Origin of the sequence: Sphaerisporangium album, assembly GCF_003323745.1 — a bacterium.
Taxonomy (GTDB): Bacteria; Actinomycetota; Actinomycetes; order Streptosporangiales; family Streptosporangiaceae; genus Sphaerisporangium; species Sphaerisporangium album.
This window is the reverse complement of the sequence record NZ_QOIL01000011.1, coordinates 101,914-121,582: the sequence shown is the minus strand read 5'-3', so window position 1 is coordinate 121,582 and position 19,669 is coordinate 101,914. Positions and strand designations below refer to the sequence as shown.

At 73.0% G+C, this 19,669-nt stretch carries 14 protein-coding genes; 9 read left to right on the top strand and 5 right to left on the bottom strand.

The window, feature by feature from the left end; genetic code table 11:
- The first annotated feature begins 214 nt into the window (after positions 1–214).
- Positions 215–1,801: an FAD-binding oxidoreductase gene (locus DQ384_RS20360; protein WP_114030447.1), complete on the top strand. Its 1,587-nt coding sequence runs from the start codon at positions 215–217 to the stop codon at positions 1,799–1,801.
- Between the two features lie 27 nt (positions 1,802–1,828).
- Here DQ384_RS20360 and DQ384_RS20355 read toward each other — a convergent pair whose 3' ends face one another.
- From DQ384_RS20355 to DQ384_RS20345, 3 genes are all read right to left on the bottom strand, one after another.
- Positions 1,829–2,950 carry an enolase C-terminal domain-like protein gene (locus tag DQ384_RS20355; RefSeq protein ID WP_245966636.1) on the bottom strand — a complete coding sequence of 374 codons (1,122 nt, stop codon included), beginning with the start codon at positions 2,948–2,950 and terminating at the stop codon, positions 1,829–1,831.
- Between the two features lie 162 nt (positions 2,951–3,112).
- Positions 3,113–4,435 carry an MFS transporter gene (locus DQ384_RS20350; protein WP_245966635.1) on the bottom strand — a complete coding sequence of 441 codons (1,323 nt, stop codon included), beginning with the start codon at positions 4,433–4,435 and terminating at the stop codon, positions 3,113–3,115.
- A gap of 462 nt (positions 4,436–4,897) precedes the next feature.
- Positions 4,898–5,248, bottom strand: a complete 351-nt coding sequence (locus tag DQ384_RS20345) for a VOC family protein (RefSeq protein ID WP_114030445.1) — start codon at positions 5,246–5,248, stop codon at positions 4,898–4,900.
- A gap of 223 nt (positions 5,249–5,471) precedes the next feature.
- Here DQ384_RS20345 and DQ384_RS20340 point away from each other — a divergent pair, with 223 nt between their 5' ends.
- The 5 genes from DQ384_RS20340 to DQ384_RS20320 all read left to right on the top strand — a co-directional run bounded on the left by DQ384_RS20340 (position 5,472) and on the right by DQ384_RS20320 (position 13,585).
- On the top strand, positions 5,472–6,839 hold the full coding sequence (locus DQ384_RS20340) for an SWIM zinc finger family protein (RefSeq protein ID WP_114030583.1): 1,368 nt from the start codon (positions 5,472–5,474) through the stop codon (positions 6,837–6,839).
- A 217-nt stretch (positions 6,840–7,056) separates the two neighbouring features.
- The gene (locus DQ384_RS20335) at positions 7,057–8,490 is read left to right on the top strand and encodes a DUF5691 domain-containing protein (RefSeq protein ID WP_245966634.1); all 1,434 of its coding nucleotides are present in this window, start codon (positions 7,057–7,059) and stop codon (positions 8,488–8,490) included.
- Between the two features lie 280 nt (positions 8,491–8,770).
- A complete protein-coding gene (locus DQ384_RS20330; RefSeq protein ID WP_114030444.1) occupies positions 8,771–9,835 on the top strand; it encodes an ATP-binding protein in 1,065 nt (354 codons plus the stop codon).
- On the top strand, positions 9,825–12,407 hold the full coding sequence (locus tag DQ384_RS20325) for a DUF5682 family protein (protein WP_220183032.1): 2,583 nt from the start codon (positions 9,825–9,827) through the stop codon (positions 12,405–12,407). The genes DQ384_RS20330 and DQ384_RS20325 overlap by 11 nt, the downstream gene beginning before the upstream one ends.
- Entirely contained in the window at positions 12,407–13,585 is a 1,179-nt protein-coding gene (locus DQ384_RS20320) for a VWA domain-containing protein (RefSeq protein ID WP_114030442.1), read from the top strand. The genes DQ384_RS20325 and DQ384_RS20320 overlap by 1 nt, the downstream gene beginning before the upstream one ends.
- A gap of 10 nt (positions 13,586–13,595) precedes the next feature.
- On the opposite strand, the gene DQ384_RS20315 is transcribed toward DQ384_RS20320, so the two are convergent.
- Positions 13,596–14,417 (bottom strand): hypothetical protein, encoded by an 822-nt coding sequence (locus DQ384_RS20315; protein ID WP_114030441.1) that lies wholly within the window; start codon positions 14,415–14,417, stop codon positions 13,596–13,598.
- 182 nt (positions 14,418–14,599) lie between these two features.
- Between DQ384_RS20315 and DQ384_RS20310 the strand changes: the two genes are divergently transcribed.
- A complete protein-coding gene (locus DQ384_RS20310) occupies positions 14,600–15,913 on the top strand; it encodes an MFS transporter (protein ID WP_114030440.1) in 1,314 nt (437 codons plus the stop codon).
- 19 nt (positions 15,914–15,932) lie between these two features.
- Positions 15,933–16,529: a cupin domain-containing protein gene (locus DQ384_RS20305; RefSeq protein WP_114030581.1), complete on the top strand. Its 597-nt coding sequence runs from the start codon at positions 15,933–15,935 to the stop codon at positions 16,527–16,529.
- A gap of 105 nt (positions 16,530–16,634) precedes the next feature.
- Here DQ384_RS20305 and DQ384_RS20300 read toward each other — a convergent pair whose 3' ends face one another.
- Entirely contained in the window at positions 16,635–17,771 is a 1,137-nt protein-coding gene (locus DQ384_RS20300; protein ID WP_114030439.1) for a TNT domain-containing protein, read from the bottom strand.
- A 339-nt stretch (positions 17,772–18,110) separates the two neighbouring features.
- Between DQ384_RS20300 and DQ384_RS20295 the strand changes: the two genes are divergently transcribed.
- Complete coding sequence (locus DQ384_RS20295; protein WP_220183031.1) at positions 18,111–19,652, top strand: aldehyde dehydrogenase family protein; 1,542 nt, start codon at positions 18,111–18,113, stop codon at positions 19,650–19,652.
- The last annotated feature ends 17 nt before the right edge of the window (positions 19,653–19,669 follow it).

Here is a 19,669-nt window from a genome sequence, read left to right as displayed (position 1 = left end):
TCGCTCGCCCTTCCGCGCTCCGGGTGGCCTGTTCCGCGCGTTGTTCCGGCATTCCAGGCCGCGCACGGCCGCGCCGGCGGCCACGCCGATCAAGCCGATCAAGCCGGCGACCCCGCCGGCCGCCGCGTCACCCCCGGAGACGGCCGGCGAGGCCGGCGCCGGGGAAGACGCCGACAACGCCGATGACCCCGGCCATTCCCACAAGGAGAGCGCAGTGTCCAACGCGGAAGCCAGTTCGGGCATCACCGTGACGGGAATCGACGACAGATACGGCGCGCTGTGCCAAGGGTTCAACCAGCGCTGGACGTCGCATCCCGACTACATCAAGATCGTACGATCGACCGCCGACGTGATCGGGGCTCTCAACGAGGCCCTGAACAGCGGCCGCACCCGGATCGCCGTCCGCTCGGGGGGACACTGCTACGAGAACTTCGTGTCCAACCCCGAGACACAGGTGATCATCGACGTGGGCCAGATGGACCGCGTCCACTACGACCCCGGCATGGGCGCCTACTGCGTGGAGGCCGGGTCGACGAACTGGCACAACTACACCCAGCTCTACCGCGAGACCGGCTTCACCTTACCGGCGGGGTCCTGCTACTCGGTGGGCGCGGGCGGCCACATCTGCGGCGGCGGGTACGGCCTGCTGTCGCGGCGGCACGGCCTCACCGTCGACTACCTGTACGCCGTCGAGGTCGTCGTCGTGCGCCGCGAGCCGCACAGCGACTACCGGGCCGAGGCCGTGATCGCCCGCAAGGACGACGCGGGCCATCTGCGGGACCTGTGGTGGGCGCACACCGGGGGCGGCGGCGGCAACTTCGGGATCATCACCCGCTACTGGTTCAGGAACCTGCCCCGGCCTCCGATCAACGTGTGGCTCAGCGCCGTCGCCTGGGAGTGGAAGGACCTGACGTACGAGCGCTTCGCCCAGCTCGTCGGCAACTTCGGACGCTTCTGCGCCGAGAACAGCGGGACGCGCAGCGAGTACGCCGACCTGTTCTCCATCCTGAAGCTCACCCACAGGTCGGCGGGCAAGATCGGGCTGATCACGCAGGTGGAGGCGACCAACCCCCTGACGGGCAGGGAACGGCTGGAGGCGTTCCTGGCCCAGGTGGAGGAGAACGTCGGCCTGGCGCGGACCGAGCTGGACGTGGGCATGGGCGAGCATCCGCAGGTGCCGGGGCTGCACGAGCGGCCGCGCCTCATGCCCTGGATCCAGGCGACGCAGACGCTCAACGGCTCGGGCCCCAACCGGCGTGGAAAGTACAAGTCCGCATATATGCGGAAGACGTTCCCAGAGGCCCAGATCCGGACCATGTGGAACTTCCTGTCCAACACCCGCGACCCCGACTGCGGCGACTACGACAACACCGGCTACGACAACCCCGAGGCGCTGATCCAGGTCGACACCTACGGGTGCGAGATCAACGCGGTCGACGCCCCCGACACGGCCGTCGTCCAGCGCGACTCGATCATGAAGTTGCAGTACCAGACCTACTGGACCGACCCGGCGGAGGACGCCGAGCACGAACGGTGGATGCGCGAGCTGTACCGCGGGGTCTACCGCGACACGGGCGGCGTCCCGGTGCCCGCGGTGGCGGGCGGCACGACCGACCCGGAGGCGGTCACCGACGGCTGCTACATCAACTACCCCGACCGCGATCTCGGCAGTGACGCGTGGAACACCTCGGACGTCCCCTGGTACCGGCTGTACTACGGCGAGAACTACGAGCGGCTGCTCCAGGTCAAGCGGGTGTGGGACCCGTACGACGTCTTCCGGCACGACCAGTCGATCGGCTGACGTGGCCCGCCTCACGCCTCGTCCGGCTCACATACGGAAGGAGTCGCGGGCGAGCCGCCGGACGCGGTCCTCATCCACCAGGTGCCCGAGGCCCGGCTGGGTCAGCGGGACGGCCACCACGCCGCCGGACGCCCCGACCGGCGGCGTCACGATCTGGGCGCTGCGCGGCGGCTCGGTCACGTCGCCGGGCAGCGTGCACCCCGGCAGGCTCGCGACCGCGACGGTAGCCGCGCGGGCCAGGCCGGTGCCCCTGCCACCGGCCGCGGTGATGTCCCAGCCCGCCGCCGCCGCGCGGTCGTGGGCGAGCCGCGTGGCCCGCAGCGACCCGAACCGCGACGGACGCAGCAGCAGGGCGCTGGCCGCGCGCGCCGCGATGGCCTCCTCCAGGGCGGGCACCGAGTGGACCTCGACCGCGACCAGCGAGGACACCCTGCCCTGCAGCTCGGCGTGCATGGCGAGGTCGGGCGGGCCGTCGACCCCGCCGAAGGGCCGCTCGATCGCCGTGAGGTCGTAGGCGTCCAGGGCCTCCAGCGCCGTGACGTCGGTGTACATCCCCCGGGCGTCCACCGCCAGTGCCAGCGCGGGGTACACCTGGCGCACCGCCCGCACCGGCTCGACGTCCCAGCCCGGATGCACGTCCAGGGTCACGTGGGCGTATCCGGCGCCCACCTGGCGGTTGACCCGCGCGACCATCGCCTCCAGAGATCGCTCCGCGGGCAGGCGCACGGTGGCCACCACCGACGTGCGGGTGCCGCCGATCGCGTGCGCCAGCGGCACGCCCCGCATGCGGGCCCACAGATCCCAGCAGGCGAGGTCCACGGCGGGGCTCGCGGGGACCGCGGCCAGCTCGTCCGGGTGCTCCCAGTCGACGCCGAGCAGCGCGGGGCCGAGGGACTCCTCCAGCGTGGTCCAGGTCTTGGCGAGGATCTGGTCGCGGTCGCCCCGGGCCTCGGCGGCCTCCGCCTCGTCCGGGTCCCGCTCGTCCTCCGCGGCGTCCGCGCGTACGGCCTGCGGACGGTCGGGGCCCTGCACGACCTCGCCCCAGCCGGTCATCCCCCCGTAGTCGGTGAGCTTCACCAGGATGCTCTCCGGGCGCCTGCCATAGGGCAGGACGAGCCGGAAGACCTCGAGCTCACGGACGCGTGGCATGGAACCCCCTCGTCGGACACCTGCCCTTCCATGGTGCCCGTTGTGCGGATCCAGTCCAAACGCGGGCAGAGGTCACGATGGTTCCCCCTGGTCAGGGGCCGCCCGTTCTGTCAGGCCGACGGCCCCGTGATCCCTTTCCTCCCCTGTCCGTCACCCCGTCCGTCACCGCCGGACGCGCCCGGCGGTGACCGTGCCGAAGGCGGCCTGGCCCGCGATCATGCCGAAGCAGAGCAGGTAGACCCACCAGGCGGTGTCCAGCCCGGCGAACACCGCGCCGGTGACGGCGATCACCACCACCGAGAAGACGGACTCGCCGATCTGGAGCGAGGAGCTGTTCACGCCTTCCTTGCCCGGCTCGGAGAGCTCCAAGGTCAGCACGGACAACGTCGGGTAGACCAGGCCGATGCCGAACCCGGCGACCAGCCACGCCCCAAGGCCCACGGCCAGCGGCACCACGTCGAAGACCAGCAACGACGTGCCCGCGATACCCGAGGCCAGCAGCGCGGTGCCGAGGCGCAGCAGCCTGTCGCGGTCGTGGACCCCGCGTCCCTGGATCCACGAGGCCAGCGACCAGCTCAGCGCCGACCCGGTGAGGAAGAGCCCCGCCTGGGTCGGGCTCAGCCCGCGCTCGCCGGTCAGCATGAGCGGCACGAACACGTCCGCCGCGAACGACGCGCCCGCGGCCAGGCCGCGCAGCAGGACCACGGTGGGAAAGCCCCGCGCGGCGCGCAAGGTGCCCCTGGGCAGCAGCCGGGGAAGGGCGAACGCGAGGACCAGCAGACCGGCGGCCAGCAGGACGAGCCCCCGCCCGCCGAGGCCGCTGCCGTACTGCAACAGGGCCGCCCCCACGGCGACCACCCCGCCCCAGACCAGCCTGGCCCCGAACCCGGCGCCGGAGGGAGCGGCGTCCGTCCTGGGCGGCGCGGAGGTCCTGCCGGCGAGCCCGCGCCACAGCAGCAGCGCCGCCGGGGCGACGAAGATCGGGATGCCGAGGAAGACCCACCGCCAGCCGACGTGCTCGACCACCGCGCCCGTGATCGCCGGGCCGACGACGGACGGAAGCACCCACGCCGCCGCGAGCAGGGAGAACGCCCTCGGATGCATCGCGGCGGGAAAGACCTGGGCTACCACGACGTACAGGGCCACCGAGAACAGGCCGCCGCCGATTCCCTGGACGAACCTGCCGATGATCAGGAGGTGCATGGTCGGGGCGAAGCCGGCGATCAGCAGTCCGAGCGTGAAACCGCCGACCCCCGCCCACAGCGGCGCCACCGGTCCCCGGACGTCGCTCCACCGGCCGCCCGCCACCGTGGCGATCACGCTGGCCGCCATCGAACCGCTGAACGCCAGCCCGTACAGGGGCAACCCGTCGAGCGCCTTCGCCACCACCGGCATGGCGGTCGCCACAGCCAGATACTCGAACGCCAGAAGAAGGACCAGTGCGACCATGCCGATGCTGATCGCCCGATATGGACGGCTGAGCACACCGGGAGGAGGCGCTCCGACAGGAGTTTCGATCACCACTGTAGACACCGCCTCAAGCTAAGCCCCCGTCCCCGCCCCCACATCAGCCGACCACCTCGGCCTTTGGTCCTAGGCCACCCGAACCCCCTCAAAACCCCCACAACAACCAAACCCCACGTCCCCCGAGCACCCGCGAAACCACGCCAAAGCACCCAGAGTCAAGCACACCTCTAAAAGTGATCACATACAGGCCGACGCCCTTCCCACAGCGGGGGTCACCGCCGAGCGGGGCCCAACGAGAGCCGGGCACCCCCACCAAGCCGCAACCAGGGCGGAGACACACCCGTCCATGACAGAACCACCGTCAGCCGCCAAACGCCTCAAATCGCGCACCCATGAGCCACCGGCGACGATCACCCTCGGAATGGGCGCAGGCCACCCACCGCCTTGATCCCCCTCGCGTCAGACCCGCGTCCGCCCCTTTTACTGGCGAGGGCCGAGGATGCAGAACTCGTTCCCTTCCGGGTCGGCGAGCACCACCCACGACTCGTCGCCCTGGCCCACGTCGACCTTGCGGGCGCCGAGGGCGACGAGGCGGTCCACCTCCGCGTCCTGGTCCTCGGGACGGAAGTCCAGGTGCAGTCGGTTCTTGACCTCCTTCTTCTCGGGCACGGGCGCGAAGATGAGGCCGGGGAGGATGTCGACGGCCATCCGGATCTCGTACTCGTCCTCGGCGTCGTTGACCACCACCCACCCGAGGGCCTTGGACCACCACTGCCCCAGAGCAACGGGATCCGCCGCGTCCACCACCAATTGTTCCCATATGAGGTTCATGGCGGATCCCGTACCCGGCACGCCACCGGTAATCCTGGCTACGGCCACGCATGATGATTTGTCGCAGAGGCCGCGTGGCGAGGGCCCGGCCGGATCTGACGCGCACGGGATTGCGGCCAACCTCACCCTGCCGACCTGCGGCTTTCACATATCTCCAAGGGACCGGGCGGCCGCCCTGCGGACGGCCCCGATTTTGTCAGAGGGCGCCGCTAGTGTGCCGCTCGTGATCGAACGTTGGAGCCGTGATCAAGTGCTCGCGCTCGCCCCCGACGCCTCTTCCCAGAAGGGCGCGCAGAGCGTGAGCACGCCGGCGAAGTGGTCGGCGACGGGCGCCGGGCAGGGCGCGCTGTGGGGCGAGTGCAAGGGCAGCGGCTCGTCTCCGTATCGCGCGTGCGTCGACTTCGGCGAGCCCGCCTACCGCTGTTCCTGCCCCAGCAGGAAGTTCCCCTGCAAGCACGCCCTCGGCCTGCTGTTGCTCTGGTCGGCCGACGGCGTGCCCGCCGCCGAGGCGCCGCCCGCCTGGGTCGCCGAGTGGCTCGACCAGCGCCGCGCCCGCGCCGCCAAGGCCGTCGCCACGAGAACGCCCGAGGGGCCGCCCGCCGGGACGGAGGCCACCGGCGTCCCTGAGACGGGTTCCGGCGACACCGCCGCCAGCGAGCGTCGCGCGGCCCAGCGTGAAGAGCGCGTCGCCGCCGGGCTGTCCGAGCTGGAGCGCTGGCTGGGCGACCAGATCGGCCAGGGCCTTTCGGGAGCCCGGCAGAACGCCCCGGCCCAGTGGGAGGAGCTGACGCGACGGCTGGTGGACGCGCAGGCGCCCGGCGTCGCGGCGACGGTCTCCCGCCTCACCCGGGTGCTCGCGGAGGAAGACTGGCCGGCCCGCGTGCTCGGCGAGTACGGCCTGCTCAACCTGCTCGCGGTCGGCTACCGCCGCGCCGATGGGCTGCACGCCCCGCTGCGCGACACCATCAGATCCCGCATCGGCTTTCCGACCTCACGCGAGGACGTGCTCGCCGGCCCCGCGGTGCGGGACGAGTGGCAGGTGATCGGCCTGCGTGACGAGGAGCTGGACCGCCTCGTGTCGCGCCGGGTCTGGCTGAGGGGGCGCACCCACGGGCGGTTCGCGCTGGTGCTGACGTTCGCGCCGGTCGGCCAGGCCATGGACGCCTCCCTGGTCACCGGCACGACCATCCACGCCGAGCTGGCGTTCTACCCGGGAGCGGCCCCGTTGAGGGCACTGGTGGCCGTACGGCATGGCACGGCGCCGTCCGGGGTTCCGGCGGGTTCGGGGGTGCGCGAGGCGCTCGATCAGGTGGCCGCCGTGCTCGCGGGCGATCCTTGGGCCGACACCTGGCCGGTGCTGCTGAGCGACGTCGTCCCCGCCGCACAAGGCGACCGGTGGCTTCTCGCCGACGCCGGCGGGGTGCCGGGCGAGCAGGTGGAGGGCATGCCCCTGCATCCGTCGGCCGGTCTCCCCTGGAAGCTCCTGGCCGTGTCGGGAGGCCATCCGGTGACGGTCGCCGCCGAGTGGACACCCCACGGCCTGCACCCCCTCACCACGTGGGACGAGCACGGCCAGGTGGTGGTCTTATGAGGCCCCGCGCCCGCCTACACGCCGGTCCACGCCACGCCGGTACCCACTGCGCCGGTCCGCACCGCACCGGTCCGCACCGCGCCGGTCCGCACCGCGCCGGCGCGGTGGTCCGCTGCGCCGGTCCGTCCATTGAGCCTGCCCGTCGGCGCGTCGGCCTCGTCGATTCGTCGTCGCGGGGCCGACGCGGCGAAGAACGTCGTCAGAAAGAGGGGTCCCGGTGACCACGATCGACGAGTGGGAGCGGCTGGTGTCGGCCGCGCTGGTCGGCACCGACCGGCGTCCGCGGCCCGACCTGCTCGGCCAGGCCGCGGCCCACACGGTGGGGGCGCGCGCGGGGCAGCGGCTCCATAGGGGCGAGCCGCTGCCCGCCGCGCCCGCCGAAGAACAGCCGCCCGTGCCACGGGCGGCAGGTGAGCGCGTGGCCCGCATCCTCGACGGCGAGCATCCCCGGTTGCTCGCCGAATGGCTGGAGGCCGCGGCCGGCCGGGGGTACCGCCTGCCGGCGAAGCTCGTCCCCCGCGTGCTCGACCACGGCACGCGCGATCGCTCGCTGCGGTCGTCCATCGGCGTCCTGGCGGGGGCCAGGGGGCGGTGGCTGGCCTCGCTCAACGAGGCCTGGGGCTACCTGCTGGAGGAGGCCACGACCTACGCGCCCCCGCCAGGGCCGGAGGCCGAAGCGTCGCCGGGGGACGAAGGTGACGAGGCGGTGGCGGTTCATCCGCTGTGGGAGTTCGGCACCCGAGGGGATCGGCTGTCCTTCTTCCGCGGTCTGCGGGCCGCCACTCCCGTGAAGGCCCGGGCCCTGCTGCTTCAGAGCTGGGACAAAGAGGCCCCGGAAGACCGCGCGGCCTTCGTCAACGCCCTGGCGGACGGGCTGTCGATGGCCGACGAGCCGTTTCTGGAGGACGCGCTGGACGACCGGCGGCGCGAGGTCAGAAGCCAGGCCGCCGACCTGCTCACCCGGCTCCCGGAGTCACGGCTCGGGCGCAGGATGTCCGAGCGGGCGGCGCGGTGCCTGCGGGTCTTCGGGGAGCGGCTCCACGTCGAGCCGCCGGTGTCGTGCGACGCCGCGATGGAGCGCGACGGCGTCCGCTCCCGCGCCCCGGCGGGCACCGGGCAGCGGAGCTGGTGGCTCCAGCAGGTCGTCGCGCACACGCCGCTCACGTTCTGGACCGGCCACTTCGGTCTTTCCGCCAAGCAGATCGTCGCGCTCAACACCGGCGACTGGGCGCGCGAGATCAGGCTCGGCTGGGAACGCGCGGCGGTCCTGCAGAACGATCCCACCTGGGCGCGGGCGCTGTTCGCCGTCGAGCCGCTCAGCGACCTGCTCGCCGTCCTGCCTCCCGCCGAGCGCGCCGACAGGGCGGCCGAACTCGTCAACGACCAGCCGGTCGACGGTCAGTTGATCATGATGCTGGGCGGCCTGCCCGCGCCGTGGGGTCCGGCGCTGGCCAAGGCCGTGATGGAGAAGATCGTCGACACCGCCGGGCGCCAGCCCTGGAACCTCGCGGAGCTGGTCCGCCTCGCGGGCGAGCGCGTCGACCCCGCGATGCACGAGATGACCGCCCGGCTCTCGGACGAGCCCCCCGTCCAGGAGGTCGCCGCCACGCTGCGCTTCCGCTTCGACATGCACGAGGAGCTCCGCCCATGACCACCCGCACAGCACCCGTACGTAGAGCTGAGGCCGGTACGTACGAGGAACTCCCCGGTGCCACCACAGACGGGCGGACCACAGGGGTGTGGTCGTGAGCGGTCGGCAGGGCGGGGCGGTGGGAGGCGAGGGCGGCGTTCGCCGGGAAGGTCCTCGATCCTCAGAGCCGTTGCCGCGGCGGGCCGGTGGCCGGCGCAGGCGTTCCTATCTTCCTTTTCCAGTCCCTTCTCGGCCGGTGCCGCGCACCGGGCCGAGCACCTGAGAGTGAGCTGAAATCGATATGACCGTTCTGCGCCCCCACGCGGAAGACCAGTACGCCGAGGAGCTCGCGATCCTCGCCAAGTCCGACGACCGGCCGCGGCCGCCCGGATGGCGGCTGTCGCCCTGGGCCGTGACCTCCTACCTGCTCGGCGACGGCGATCAGATCACTCCGAAGTACATCGGCCCCCGCCGCATCGTCGAGGTCGCCGTCGCCACCCTCGCCACCGACCGCGCGCTGCTTCTGCTGGGCGTTCCCGGCACCGCCAAGACCTGGCTGTCGGAGCACCTGGCCGCGGCCATCAGCGGCGACTCCACGCTGCTCGTCCAGGGCACGGCGGGCACGGCCGAGGAGGCGATCCGTTACGGCTGGAACTACGCCCGGCTGCTGGCCGAGGGCCCGTCCCGCGAGGCGATGACGCCGAGCCCGGTGATGCGCGCCATGGCCGAGGGGCGGCTCGCCCGGGTCGAGGAGCTCACGCGCATGCCCTCCGACGTGCAGGACGCGCTCATCACCGTCCTGTCGGAGAAGACGCTGCCGATCCCCGAGCTGAACGAGGAGGTGCAGGCGGCGCGGGGCTTCAACGTGATCGCCACCGCGAACGACCGCGACCGCGGGGTGAACGAGCTGTCCAGTGCGCTGCGCCGCCGGTTCAACACCGTCGTCCTCCCGGTCCCGGCCAGCGCCGAGGAGGAGGTCGACATCGTGGCCCGGCGTGTCGCCCAGCTCGGCCACTCCCTCGAACTGCCTCCCACGCCCACGGGCCTGGAGGAGATCAGGCGGGTCGTCACGGTGTTCCGCGAGCTGCGGTCCGGGGTGACCTCCGACGGCCGCACGACGGTGAAGTCCCCGAGCGGCACCCTCAGCACGGCCGAGGCGATCTCGGTGGTGACCAGCGGCATCGCCCTGGCCGCCCACTTCGGCGACGGCGTGCTGCGGGCGGGCGACGTCGCGGCGGGCATCATCGGCGCCGTCGTGCAGGATCCGGTGTCCGACCGGGTCATCTGGCAGGAGTACCTGGAGACGGTGGTCCGCGAGCGTCCCGACTGGCGTGACTTCTACCGGGCGTGCCGCGATGTCTCCTGAGGCCCCGCGCACGCCGCCCGCACACGGCACCCCGCCCGCACACGGCACCCCGCCGGCGCACGGCACGCCCGGCGCACCGTCCGGCCGGCACAGGAAGAACGCGGGCGCGGCCGCGTCGTTCACGGTGCTCGGGGTGCGGCACCACGGCCCGGGGTCGGCCCGCGCGGTGGCCGCCGAGCTGGAACGGCTCCGGCCCGACATCGTCCTGATCGAGGGCCCGCCCGAGGCCGACCATCTGGTGGCACTGGCGGCCGACCCCGAGATGCGGCCGCCCGTCGCGCTGCTGGCGCACGTGCCGGGCGATCCGTCCAAGGCCGCGTTCTGGCCGTTCGCGACGTTCTCTCCCGAGTGGCAGGCCATCCAGTACGCCCTCCGCGCGGGCGTCCCCGTCCGCTTCTGCGACCTGCCCGCGACGCACGGCCTGGCCGCCGAACCCGCCGATCCGGTTCCCCGGCCCGTCGCCCCCGCCGTGGACGCCGAATTCCCGGAGGCGGCCGCCGGCCGAGGCACTCCCCCGGAGCATCCGGTCGCCGCGCGAGCCGCTTCCCCGGACGGGGCGGCCGAGGACGCTCCCGGAGACGCGCCGGGCGGGCGCGCCTCCGGGGCCCGGCCGCCGTCCGATGACGACGACGCCGCGGAACGGGAGGCCGAGGCGGAGGGACCGCGGGACCAGGTCGTCCATCGTGATCCGATCGGCGAGCTCGCCGGCGCCGCCGGGTACGACGACCCCGAGCGCTGGTGGGAGGACGCGGTCGAGCATCGCGGCGACACCCCGTTCGAGGTGATCGCCGAGGCGATGGTGACCGTCCGGCAGGGATACACCCCGCACGAGCAGGAGGCGCGGCGCGAGGCGTACATGCGCAGGACGATGCGCGCCGCCGTCAAGGACGGCCACCGGCGGGTGGCCGTGGTCTGCGGCGCCTGGCACGTCCCGGCGCTGCTCGACCCGGGCCCGGCCGCGCCCGACGACCGCCTGCTCAAGGGGCTGCCCAGGGTCAAGGTGGAGATGACGTGGGTGCCGTGGACGCACGGGCGGCTGGCCTCCTGGAGCGGCTACGGCGCGGGCATCACCTCTCCCGGCTGGTACGACCACCTGTTCTCCGCGCCGGACAGGCCGATCGAGCGCTGGCTCGCCTCGGCCGCCGCCGTCCTGCGAGAGGAGGACCTGCCGGTGTCGTCCGCCCACGTCATCGAGGCCGTCCGCCTGGCGCACAGCCTCGCCGTCGTGCGGGGGCGTCCGCTGGCCGGGCTGGGGGAGGTCACCGAGGCGGTCCGCGCGGTGCTGTGCGAGGGCGACGAGCTGCCGGTGGAGCTGATCCAGCGCCGCATGGTGGTCGGCGAGCGGCTCGGCGGCGTGCCGGACAGCACGCCGATGGTCCCGCTCCAGCGCGACCTGCGCGACCGCCGGCGCCGTCTGAAGCTGCACCCCGAGGCGCTCGACCGCGAGCTCGACCTGGACCTGCGCAAACCCCTCGACCTGGACCGCAGCCGCCTGCTGCACCGGCTCGGCCTGCTCGGCGTGGCGTGGGGGACGCCGCGCGAGGCCCGGGGCAAGGGCACCTTCCGCGAGTCGTGGACTCTCGCCTGGCGGCCGGAGTTCGACATCGACCTGATCGAGGCCAGCGGGTACGGCACCACGGTTCCCGCCGCCGCGACCGCCCGGGTGCGTGAGCTCGTCGACCTGGGTTCCCCGTGGACGGCCCGGCACGCGGGGCCCGGGCCGTCCGCCGCGCCCTCGCCGAGGACGCTGGCCGAGCTCACCGCGGTCGCCGAGCGCTGCCTTCTGGCCGACCTGCCCGACGCGCTCCCCCACGTCCTGTCGTCGATCTCCACCCGGGCGGCCCTGGACAGCGATGTCACCCACCTGATGGCGGCCCTGCCCGCCCTCGTGCGCACGCAGCGGTACGGCGACGTCCGCGGCACCCCTGCGGCGGGCCTGTCGGTGATCGTCGACTCGCTGCTCGGCCGCATCCGCGCCGGGCTGTCGGCCGCCGTCACCGGGCTGGACGACGACTCGGCGCGCGAGATGCTCGGGCACGTCGACGCCGTCCACGCCTCCGCCGGGCTTCTGGAGTCCGGCAGGCAGGGCTGGCTGGCGGCTCTGCGCGGCGTGGCCGAGCGGCGTGACCTGCACGGGCTGATCAGCGGCCGGTTGACCCGCATCCTGCTCGACGCGGGCACGATCCCGGCCGAGGACGTCGCGCGGCGCATGTCCCGGTCGATGTCGGCGGGCACGCCGCCCGCGCAGGCGGCGGCCTGGGTCGAGGGGTTCCTGGCGGGAAGCGGCCTTCTCCTCGTCCACGACGCCGGCCTGTTAGGTCTGATCGACACCTGGCTGACCGGCCTGACCGGCGAGGCTTTCGTGGACGTGCTGCCGCTGCTGCGCCGTACGTTCGGCGCCTTCACCCCGCCGGAGCGCCGCGCCATCGGCGAACGCGTCTCCTCGGGCGGGTCCGGGCGGGTCGCCGCGCTGGAGCCAGACGACGAGCGCGCCGCGCCGGCCGTGCGGACCGTACTCACGATCCTGGGAACCGACCTGACGTCCGCGGCCACCGCGGAGAGGAGCGCGTGATGGACGAGCGGCTGCGCAGGTGGCGGCTGGCCCTGGGCGGCGACGCCGACGGCACGGGGTGCGCCCTGAGCGGCGACGACGCCCAGATGGACGCCGCGCTCGCCGCGCTGTACAACGGCGGGCGCGGCTCGGGCCAGGGCTCGGGCGGGCGCGGGGACGCCGAGCGCGGCGCGGGTCTCGGCGCCTCGGCGCCGCGCGTCGCCCGCTGGCTCGGGGACATCCGGTCCTACTTCCCCTCGACGGTCGTCCAGGTCATGCAGAAGGACGCGATCGAGCGGCTCAACCTCACCCGCCTCCTGCTGGAGCCGGAGATGCTGGAGGCCGTGGAGCCCGACGTGCACCTCGTGGGCACGTTGCTCTCCCTCAACCGGGTGATGCCCGAGACGGCCCGCCGCTCGGCGCGCGCGGTGGTGGTCAAGGTCGTGGCCGATCTGGAGCGCAGGCTGGCGCAGCGCACCCGGACGGCCGTCACCGGGGCCCTCGACCGCTCGGCCCGCACACACCGGCCGCGCCGGGTCGCCGACATCGACTGGGACAGGACGATCCGGGCCAACCTCAAGAACTACCTGCCGGAACGGAACACCGTCGTGCCCTCCCGCCTGGTCGGGTACGCGCGCCGTCAGCGGGCCGTGATCCGCGAGGTCACCCTGTGCATCGACCAGAGCGGCTCAATGGCGGCGTCGGTGGTCTACTCGAGCGTGTTCGGGGCCGTGCTGGCGTCCATGCGCTCGCTGCGCACGTCCCTGGTGGTCTTCGACACGAGCGTGGTCGACCTGACCGACCAGCTGCACGACCCGGTCGAGCTGCTGTTCGGCACCCAGCTCGGCGGGGGCACCGACATCAACCGGGCCATCGCCTACTGCCAGGGGCTGATCACCCGTCCGTCGAACTCCATCTTCATCCTGATCAGCGACCTGTACGAGGGGGGCGTGCGGGAGGAGATGCTGCGCAGGGTCGCGGCCATGACGGCGGCGGGGGTGCAGGTGATCGTCCTGCTGGCCCTCTCGGACGAGGGGCAGCCCCACTACGACCGCGACAACGCCGAGGCGCTCGCCGCGCTGGGCGTGCCCGCGTTCGCCTGCACTCCGGACGCCTTCCCCGGGCTCATGGCCGCGGCCATCGAGCGCCGCGACATCGCCCAGTGGGCCGAACGCACCCTCGCCGTCCGCACCACATAGCGGCACGCCCTCACACGAGCCCCCTGTTGGCCAGGCCGGCGGCGCGGAGGTGGCGGAGCGTCCAGCCGTGGCCTTCGGGGTCGAGGTCGCGTGTCGCGGTCGTGAACAGCTCGGCGGCGCGGCGGTAGGACAACCGCCCACGTCCGGTGACCGGGCAGCGGTCGCCGGGCGGGGCGGTGGGCGAGGCGCGGCGTCCGGTCAGGAAGACGGGGCCGCCGGTGCGGCCGACGAGCAGCAGGGGCAGCAGCCTCGCCGTGCCGCCCCGCCAGCGGATCGCCGGCTCCGACCGCACGCGCATGCGGGCGAGGTCGAGGTCGTCGACGTCCAGGGCGAGCACCCGCTCGATGGGCGCGGCGGTCTCGTACAGCAGGCGCCAGCAGGTCTTCTCACGGAGCGGGACCGGCAGCTTGAAGATCTTTGTCAGTTGCTCGCGTGACGGCGCGGGCGACACGGCGGCCGGAGCGGGAAGGGGCCGCAGCCGCCCCAGCGGGTCGCGGCCGATCCAGCCGCGCGTCCGCCACCAGGCGATCGCCCCGCGCAGGATGGAAAGTTCGCGGCTGACGGTGCGGGGGTCGGCGGCGGCCGTCCGCTCGGTGAGGGCGGCGCGCAGGCGGTCTTCGGCGCCGGGGGCGTCGAGCAGGGCGAGCGGCACGATGGGCGGCGCCGCGCCGCGGCGTGCCCTGCCTTCGGGAGGAGTCCTGCCGACCAGGGGCCACGCCCAGGTCGCCAGCGCGATCCGGTAGACGCGCCGGGAAGCCTCGGCCAGCCGCAGGGTGGCCAGGTAGTGCTCGACGGCCACGGCGTACTCGACGGGCGCCGGTGGTGGTGTCATCGCCTTCGCTCACCTATCCGCAGTAAAAACTCCCGCCCAGGTCGGGGTTCCGACCCTACATCGCCGCCGAACCCCAGTTGGGACCGAGATGCCCTCTCTACCCGGTGCTGCAGTATAGAGACTCAACTTTCCTCAGCCCACTGATTGAAAGGCGCCGCTGCCGCCCTCCAGAGTGGACGGCCATGGCAGAGAGAACGGTGACGAAGTGGGCGCGCAGGCGGCTGGCCGCCTTGGCGTACAGAGATCTGCGGCTGTTCTTCGCCGGCGAGCTGACGTCGCTGCTGGGCTCGTCCATGTCCACGCTCGCGGTGTCCTTCGCCGTCCTGGACGGCGGCGGCACGCAGACCGAGCTCGGGCTGATCATGGCGGCGCGGATCGTCCCGATGGTGGCGCTCCTGCCGGTCGGCGGCGTCGTCGCCGACCGGGTGGGTCCCCGGCGGGTCATGGTGTGCGCCGACGTCCTGCGCTGCGCGAGCCAGGCCGTCCTGGCGGCGGCGCTGCTGTCCGGGCGTCCGGGTATGTGGGTGTTCGTCGTCCCGGCGGTCGCCTGGGGAGCCGGCGAGGCGTTCGGCATGCCCGCGCGGGGCGGCCTGATCCCCAGGCTGGCGGCGAGCGGCGCAGCGTACGAGGGCAGGCTGCGGGACGCCAACGCCCTGTCCGGGCTCGCCCAGTCGCTGGCGAACGTGGGCGGGCCCGCGCTGGCCGGGGTCCTGGTGGCCGTGGTGGGGCCCGGCGTGGTCGTCGCCCTGGACGCGGCGACCTACGGAGCGGCCGCCGTCGCCGTCGCCCTGCTCCGCGTATCCGACATTCCTCTCGCCTCACCCGGCACGCGGAAGGGGGCGGCAAGAGAGGGATGGGACGAGTTCCGGTCCCGCACCTGGCTGTGGGTGACCACGCTGCAGTTCACGCTGTTCAACGTGCTGGTGTGGGCGCCGTTCCTCGTCCTCGGCCCGGTGGTGGCGCACGACCGTCTCGGCGGCGCCCAGTCCTGGGGGCTGATCATGAGCGTGTACGGGACGGGCGCGGTGGCGGGCGGACTGGTGATGGTCGGCGGGCGGACGCCTCGCCGTCCGCTGGTGGTGGCCACGGTCGCGACCTTCGGCTGGGCGCTGCCGCCGGGCGCCATGGCGGCGGGGCTGCCCACCGCCGTGATCGCCGGGGCCGCGCTGGTGGCCGGGGCCGGAGCGGCGGTGTGCGGCGCGCTGTACGCGACCACGAACCAGCGGCACGTACCGCCCGGGGTCCTGGCGCGGATCACCTCGCTCACCGCGGTGGGCGCCTTCGCGCTCGGGCCGATCGGGCTGGCCGCCGCCGGGCCGGTCGCCGCCGCCGTGGGCCTCGCCGTCCTGCTGGGCTTCGGCGCGCTGTGGCAGCTCGCCGCCGGCGCCGTGGTCCTCGCCGTACCGGACGTCCGGCGCCTCACCGGCTCACCGGACATCGCCGGCTCACCGGACACCGTGGGACGGCCCGAGGTCGCGCGGACGCCGGTCGAATAGGATCTGCACCGTGCTGCTCATGACGCTCGGCGCGTACCCCGACGGCCCTTCCGTGCCGGTCTCCAGCGACGCCGAGGCGCTGCGCGTCGCCGGCGAAACATTCGCCGGCCCGGATCCGGTGATCGTCGTCGAAGGCGGACGCCGCCGCTTCCTGCGCCGGGACGTGACGGGCGCCTTCGTCGCGGTCCAGGAGCGTCCCCCGGTAGCCGAGGCGCTGGGCCTGCTCCCCCACCCCGAGGGCGGCTGGTTCCGCGAGACCTGGAGGACCGCCGCGTCCTTCGAGCCGCCCGGCTACGGCGGGGTCCGCCAGAGCGCGACGGGCATCTACTTCCTGCTCCAGCCGGGCGAGGAGTCGGTGTGGCACGTCGTCCGCTCCGACGAGGTCTGGCTCTGGCACCGGGGCGGGCCGCTGAGCCTCGTGCTGGGCGGTGGCGGCGAGCGGCCGGGCGACGAGGTGACGATCACGCTGGGGCCTGATGTCGAGAACGGCGAGGTGCCGCAGGCGCTGGTCCCGGCCGGTACGTGGCAGGCGGCCCGGCCCGCCGGGGGCGAGGGCGTCCTGGTGAGCTGCGTGGTGTCGCCCGGTTTCGACTTCGCCGACTTCACCGCCCTGTGACACGCCCCCGGGCCGGACCTCCGGGGCTTGCTGGAGGGAGGCGCGCGCCTCGTCGCCGGGGCTGACACCACCGGCCGGAGGCGCGCTCCCCCGTCGCGGGCCCGATCAGTTGATCGGCTGGAGATAGCCGTTGTCGACCAGCCATCTCACCGGAACCTCTTCCCGCATCTGGGGGGCCTCGGCGATCAGCCTGCTGACCAGGTGGTACTGCGAGCCGCCGCCCGGCTGCTGGAACGCCGATGCGATGGGGCCGAAATCGACGGCGAAGTCCCGGCTCACCCGGTAGGCATGGTAGTTGCATGGATATTGCGGGGAATCCGGGAAGGTGTCCAAATTGGTCGGCGGAATGCTCCGTTCCGGATAGGGTGTGCCATACGGGGCGAGGAAGGCCCCGAATTCGCTTCCGAAGCGGTCCACCCTCTCGCCGATGCGCAGCGTTTTCTGGGCGATGAGCGGCCTGCCGTTGGAGTAGCCGCCCGAGTGGGCGAATCCGAAGTCGGGCGGGAATCGGTACGAATTCAACGACCACTCCCAATAGCGGTTCAGGAACTTCTGCGGACGAAGCCCGCCGAGGGGGTCGTAGTCGCTGAGAATCCTGCCGAGTATGCCTTTTCTCGGCAGATTCTGCGGCCCGAGCCGCGGATCCTCATTGACGTAAGGCGCCGCGCAGACCGGCTCGCCGGGAGTGGAGTCCCCCGCGGCGGCCCGCACCGCCACGCCGGCGGCGCCCGCGCGTGCCGAGAGGGCAGCCAACCCCACCGGTGGCGGCGCCGCCACCGCGGGCGTGGCAGGCGCGGCCGTCCGACCGAAGGCCGTCCTCGTCACGGAATCGGCTTGGGTGCCCGCCTGGGCCGGAACACCGGCGAGGGAAAGGGCCGTGATGCCGATGGCGGCGGCCAGCGACGCGCGTCGGCGAAAATTTCGCAACGGATCCTCCTGATCAATGGGTGCGAATTCGGGCACGCCTCCCCCGACCCATCGATCACGACGGATCAGGGGAAACAGGGTGATTGACGAGATCCGCCTTGCTGGACCTGGAGGGTTTTCGCCCGTTTCTCCGGCGGCACGGTCCGGCCGCCCGGAATTCGGTCCTCTCCAGAAGACGGAGACAATCGATCTCGTGCGTACCCGTATCTCGATCAGGAGTTTCGCGAGCACGGCAAGGAAACAACAAAGATCGGACGCCAAAGCGCGCGATACCCGCCAACGGCAATCACATTCGGAAATGCCGATCAGCGCCATGTTTCACACGCGCCGCGCGAGGATCGGAGCCGTTGCCCGCCTCGCCCCCTGGCGTGCTCATCGCCGGGGAGGCGGACCGCCGTGCTGTGTTCACGCTGTGCTCACCCTGCTCACGCCGTGCTCACCGGCACGACCCGGCCGTCGACCGTCCGGCCTCTCCACACCCGGATTCCTCACCTGCTCTCGGGCGCGCCGGAGGTCGCGAAGCCCCGTTCGCGGAATTCGCGGCGTCCGTCCCTGTGGACAACGGGAAGTTGTCCACAGACGGCGGGGTGCGTGTTGGGGAAACCCGGTTCAGGCGGAAGAATGCTGGCAAGCGCCCATGTGAGGAGGTCAACGGTGACCCGCCAGATCAGCTCCGTCATCGGTGGCAAGCCGGCCGACGACACCACCGGCCCGACCTACGCGTCGGTCAACCCGGCACGGACGTCCGAGACCGTGGCCGAGGTCCGGCTCGCGGGCGAGGCCACGTTCGCCTGGGCCTGCGGCGTGGCCTCGGCCGCCCAGCGTGAGTGGGCCGCCGTCCCCGCGCCGGTGCGCGGCCGGGTGATCGCCTCGATCGGGCGGCTGGTCGAGGCCAACGCCGAGACGCTCGCGCGCCTGGTGACCGCCGAGATCGGCAAGCCGTACGCCGAGGCACTCGGCGAGGTACGAGAGATCGTCGACACCTGCGACTTCTTCCTCGGCGAGGGCCGCCGCCTCTACGGCCAGACCGTCCCGTCGGAGATGCCCGACAAGAGCCTGTTCACCTTCCGTGTCCCCGTGGGCGTCGCCGCGGTCATCACGGCGGGCAACTTCCCGGTGGCGGTGCCGAGCTGGTACCTCGTCCCCGCCCTGCTGTGCGGCAACGCCGTCGTCTGGAAACCCGCGGAGTACGCGGCGGCCTCCGCCCACGCGCTCTACCGGCTGTTCGCGGCGGCCGGGCTGCCTGACGGGGTGCTCAACATCGTCTTCGCCGACGGGCCCACCACCTTCGCCGGGCTGGACACCGCGCTCGGCGAGGGCACCGTCCAGAAGGTCGGCTTCACGGGTTCCACCGCCGTCGGGCGGCGCGTCGGCGAGCTGTGCGGGCGTCATCTCCAGTCGCCGTGCCTGGAGCTGGGCGGCAAGAACCCCATGGTGATCATGCCCGACGCCGACCTCGACCTGGCCGTCGAGGGCGCGCTGTTCTCCGGGTTCGGCACGGCCGGGCAGCGGTGCACCTCGCTCGGCACCGTCCTGGTGCACGAGTCCGTGCACGACGAGTTCGTCGGCCGGTACGCGCGGGCCGTGGCCGGGGCGAGCGTCGGCGACCCGGAGGGCGACGTGCTGTACGGCCCGATGCTCGACCAGCGGTTCGCCGACCGCTACGAGGACTACCTCGGCTGGATCGAGCCGCACCACACGGTCGTCACCGGCCCCACGGGGCGGATCACCTCCGGCAACCCCCGGGGGCAGTTCGACGGCGCGGGCGGGCTGTTCTACCACCCGGTCGTGGTGGACGGGGTGCGTCCCCGCGACCGCCTGTTCCTGGAGGAGACGTTCGGCCCGATCGTGGGTGTGGCGTCGTTCGGCAGCCTGGAGGAGGCGGTCGAGCTCGCCAACCGTCCCGGGTACGGGCTGTCGTCCTCGATCTACACGTCCGACCCGAAGGCCGCGTTCCGGTTCCGGGCGGGCATCGGGGCCGGCATGGTCAGCGTCAACAACTCCACCTCCGGCGCCGAGGCGCACCTGCCCTTCGGCGGCAACGGCAAGTCCGGCAACGGCAGCCGCCAGTCCGGGCAGTGGGTGCTCGACCAGTTCACCCGCTGGCAGGCCCTGAACTGGGACTACTCAGGCCGCCTGCAGAAGGCCCAGATGGACGTCGCCGAAATCATCCCCGACCTGGACTTCAGGCTGTGACCCGCCGGCCGCCCGGA

Bases quoted from the DNA above. Each gene is read 5' to 3' on its own strand.
- DQ384_RS20325 (WP_220183032.1), top strand. From the start codon at position 9,825: ATGTCTCCTGAGGCCCCGCGCACGCCGCCCGCACACGGCACCCCGCCC.
- DQ384_RS20300 (WP_114030439.1), bottom strand. From the start codon at position 17,771: ATGGCGCTGATCGGCATTTCCGAATGTGATTGCCGTTGGCGGGTATCG.
- DQ384_RS20305 (WP_114030581.1), top strand. From the start codon at position 15,933: ATGACGCTCGGCGCGTACCCCGACGGCCCTTCCGTGCCGGTCTCCAGC.
- DQ384_RS20345 (WP_114030445.1), bottom strand. From the start codon at position 5,248: ATGAACCTCATATGGGAACAATTGGTGGTGGACGCGGCGGATCCCGTT.
- DQ384_RS20355 (WP_245966636.1), bottom strand. From the start codon at position 2,950: ATGCCACGCGTCCGTGAGCTCGAGGTCTTCCGGCTCGTCCTGCCCTAT.
- DQ384_RS20315 (WP_114030441.1), bottom strand. From the start codon at position 14,417: ATGACACCACCACCGGCGCCCGTCGAGTACGCCGTGGCCGTCGAGCAC.
- DQ384_RS20330 (WP_114030444.1), top strand. From the start codon at position 8,771: ATGACCGTTCTGCGCCCCCACGCGGAAGACCAGTACGCCGAGGAGCTC.
- DQ384_RS20320 (WP_114030442.1), top strand. From the start codon at position 12,407: ATGGACGAGCGGCTGCGCAGGTGGCGGCTGGCCCTGGGCGGCGACGCC.
- DQ384_RS20310 (WP_114030440.1), top strand. From the start codon at position 14,600: ATGGCAGAGAGAACGGTGACGAAGTGGGCGCGCAGGCGGCTGGCCGCC.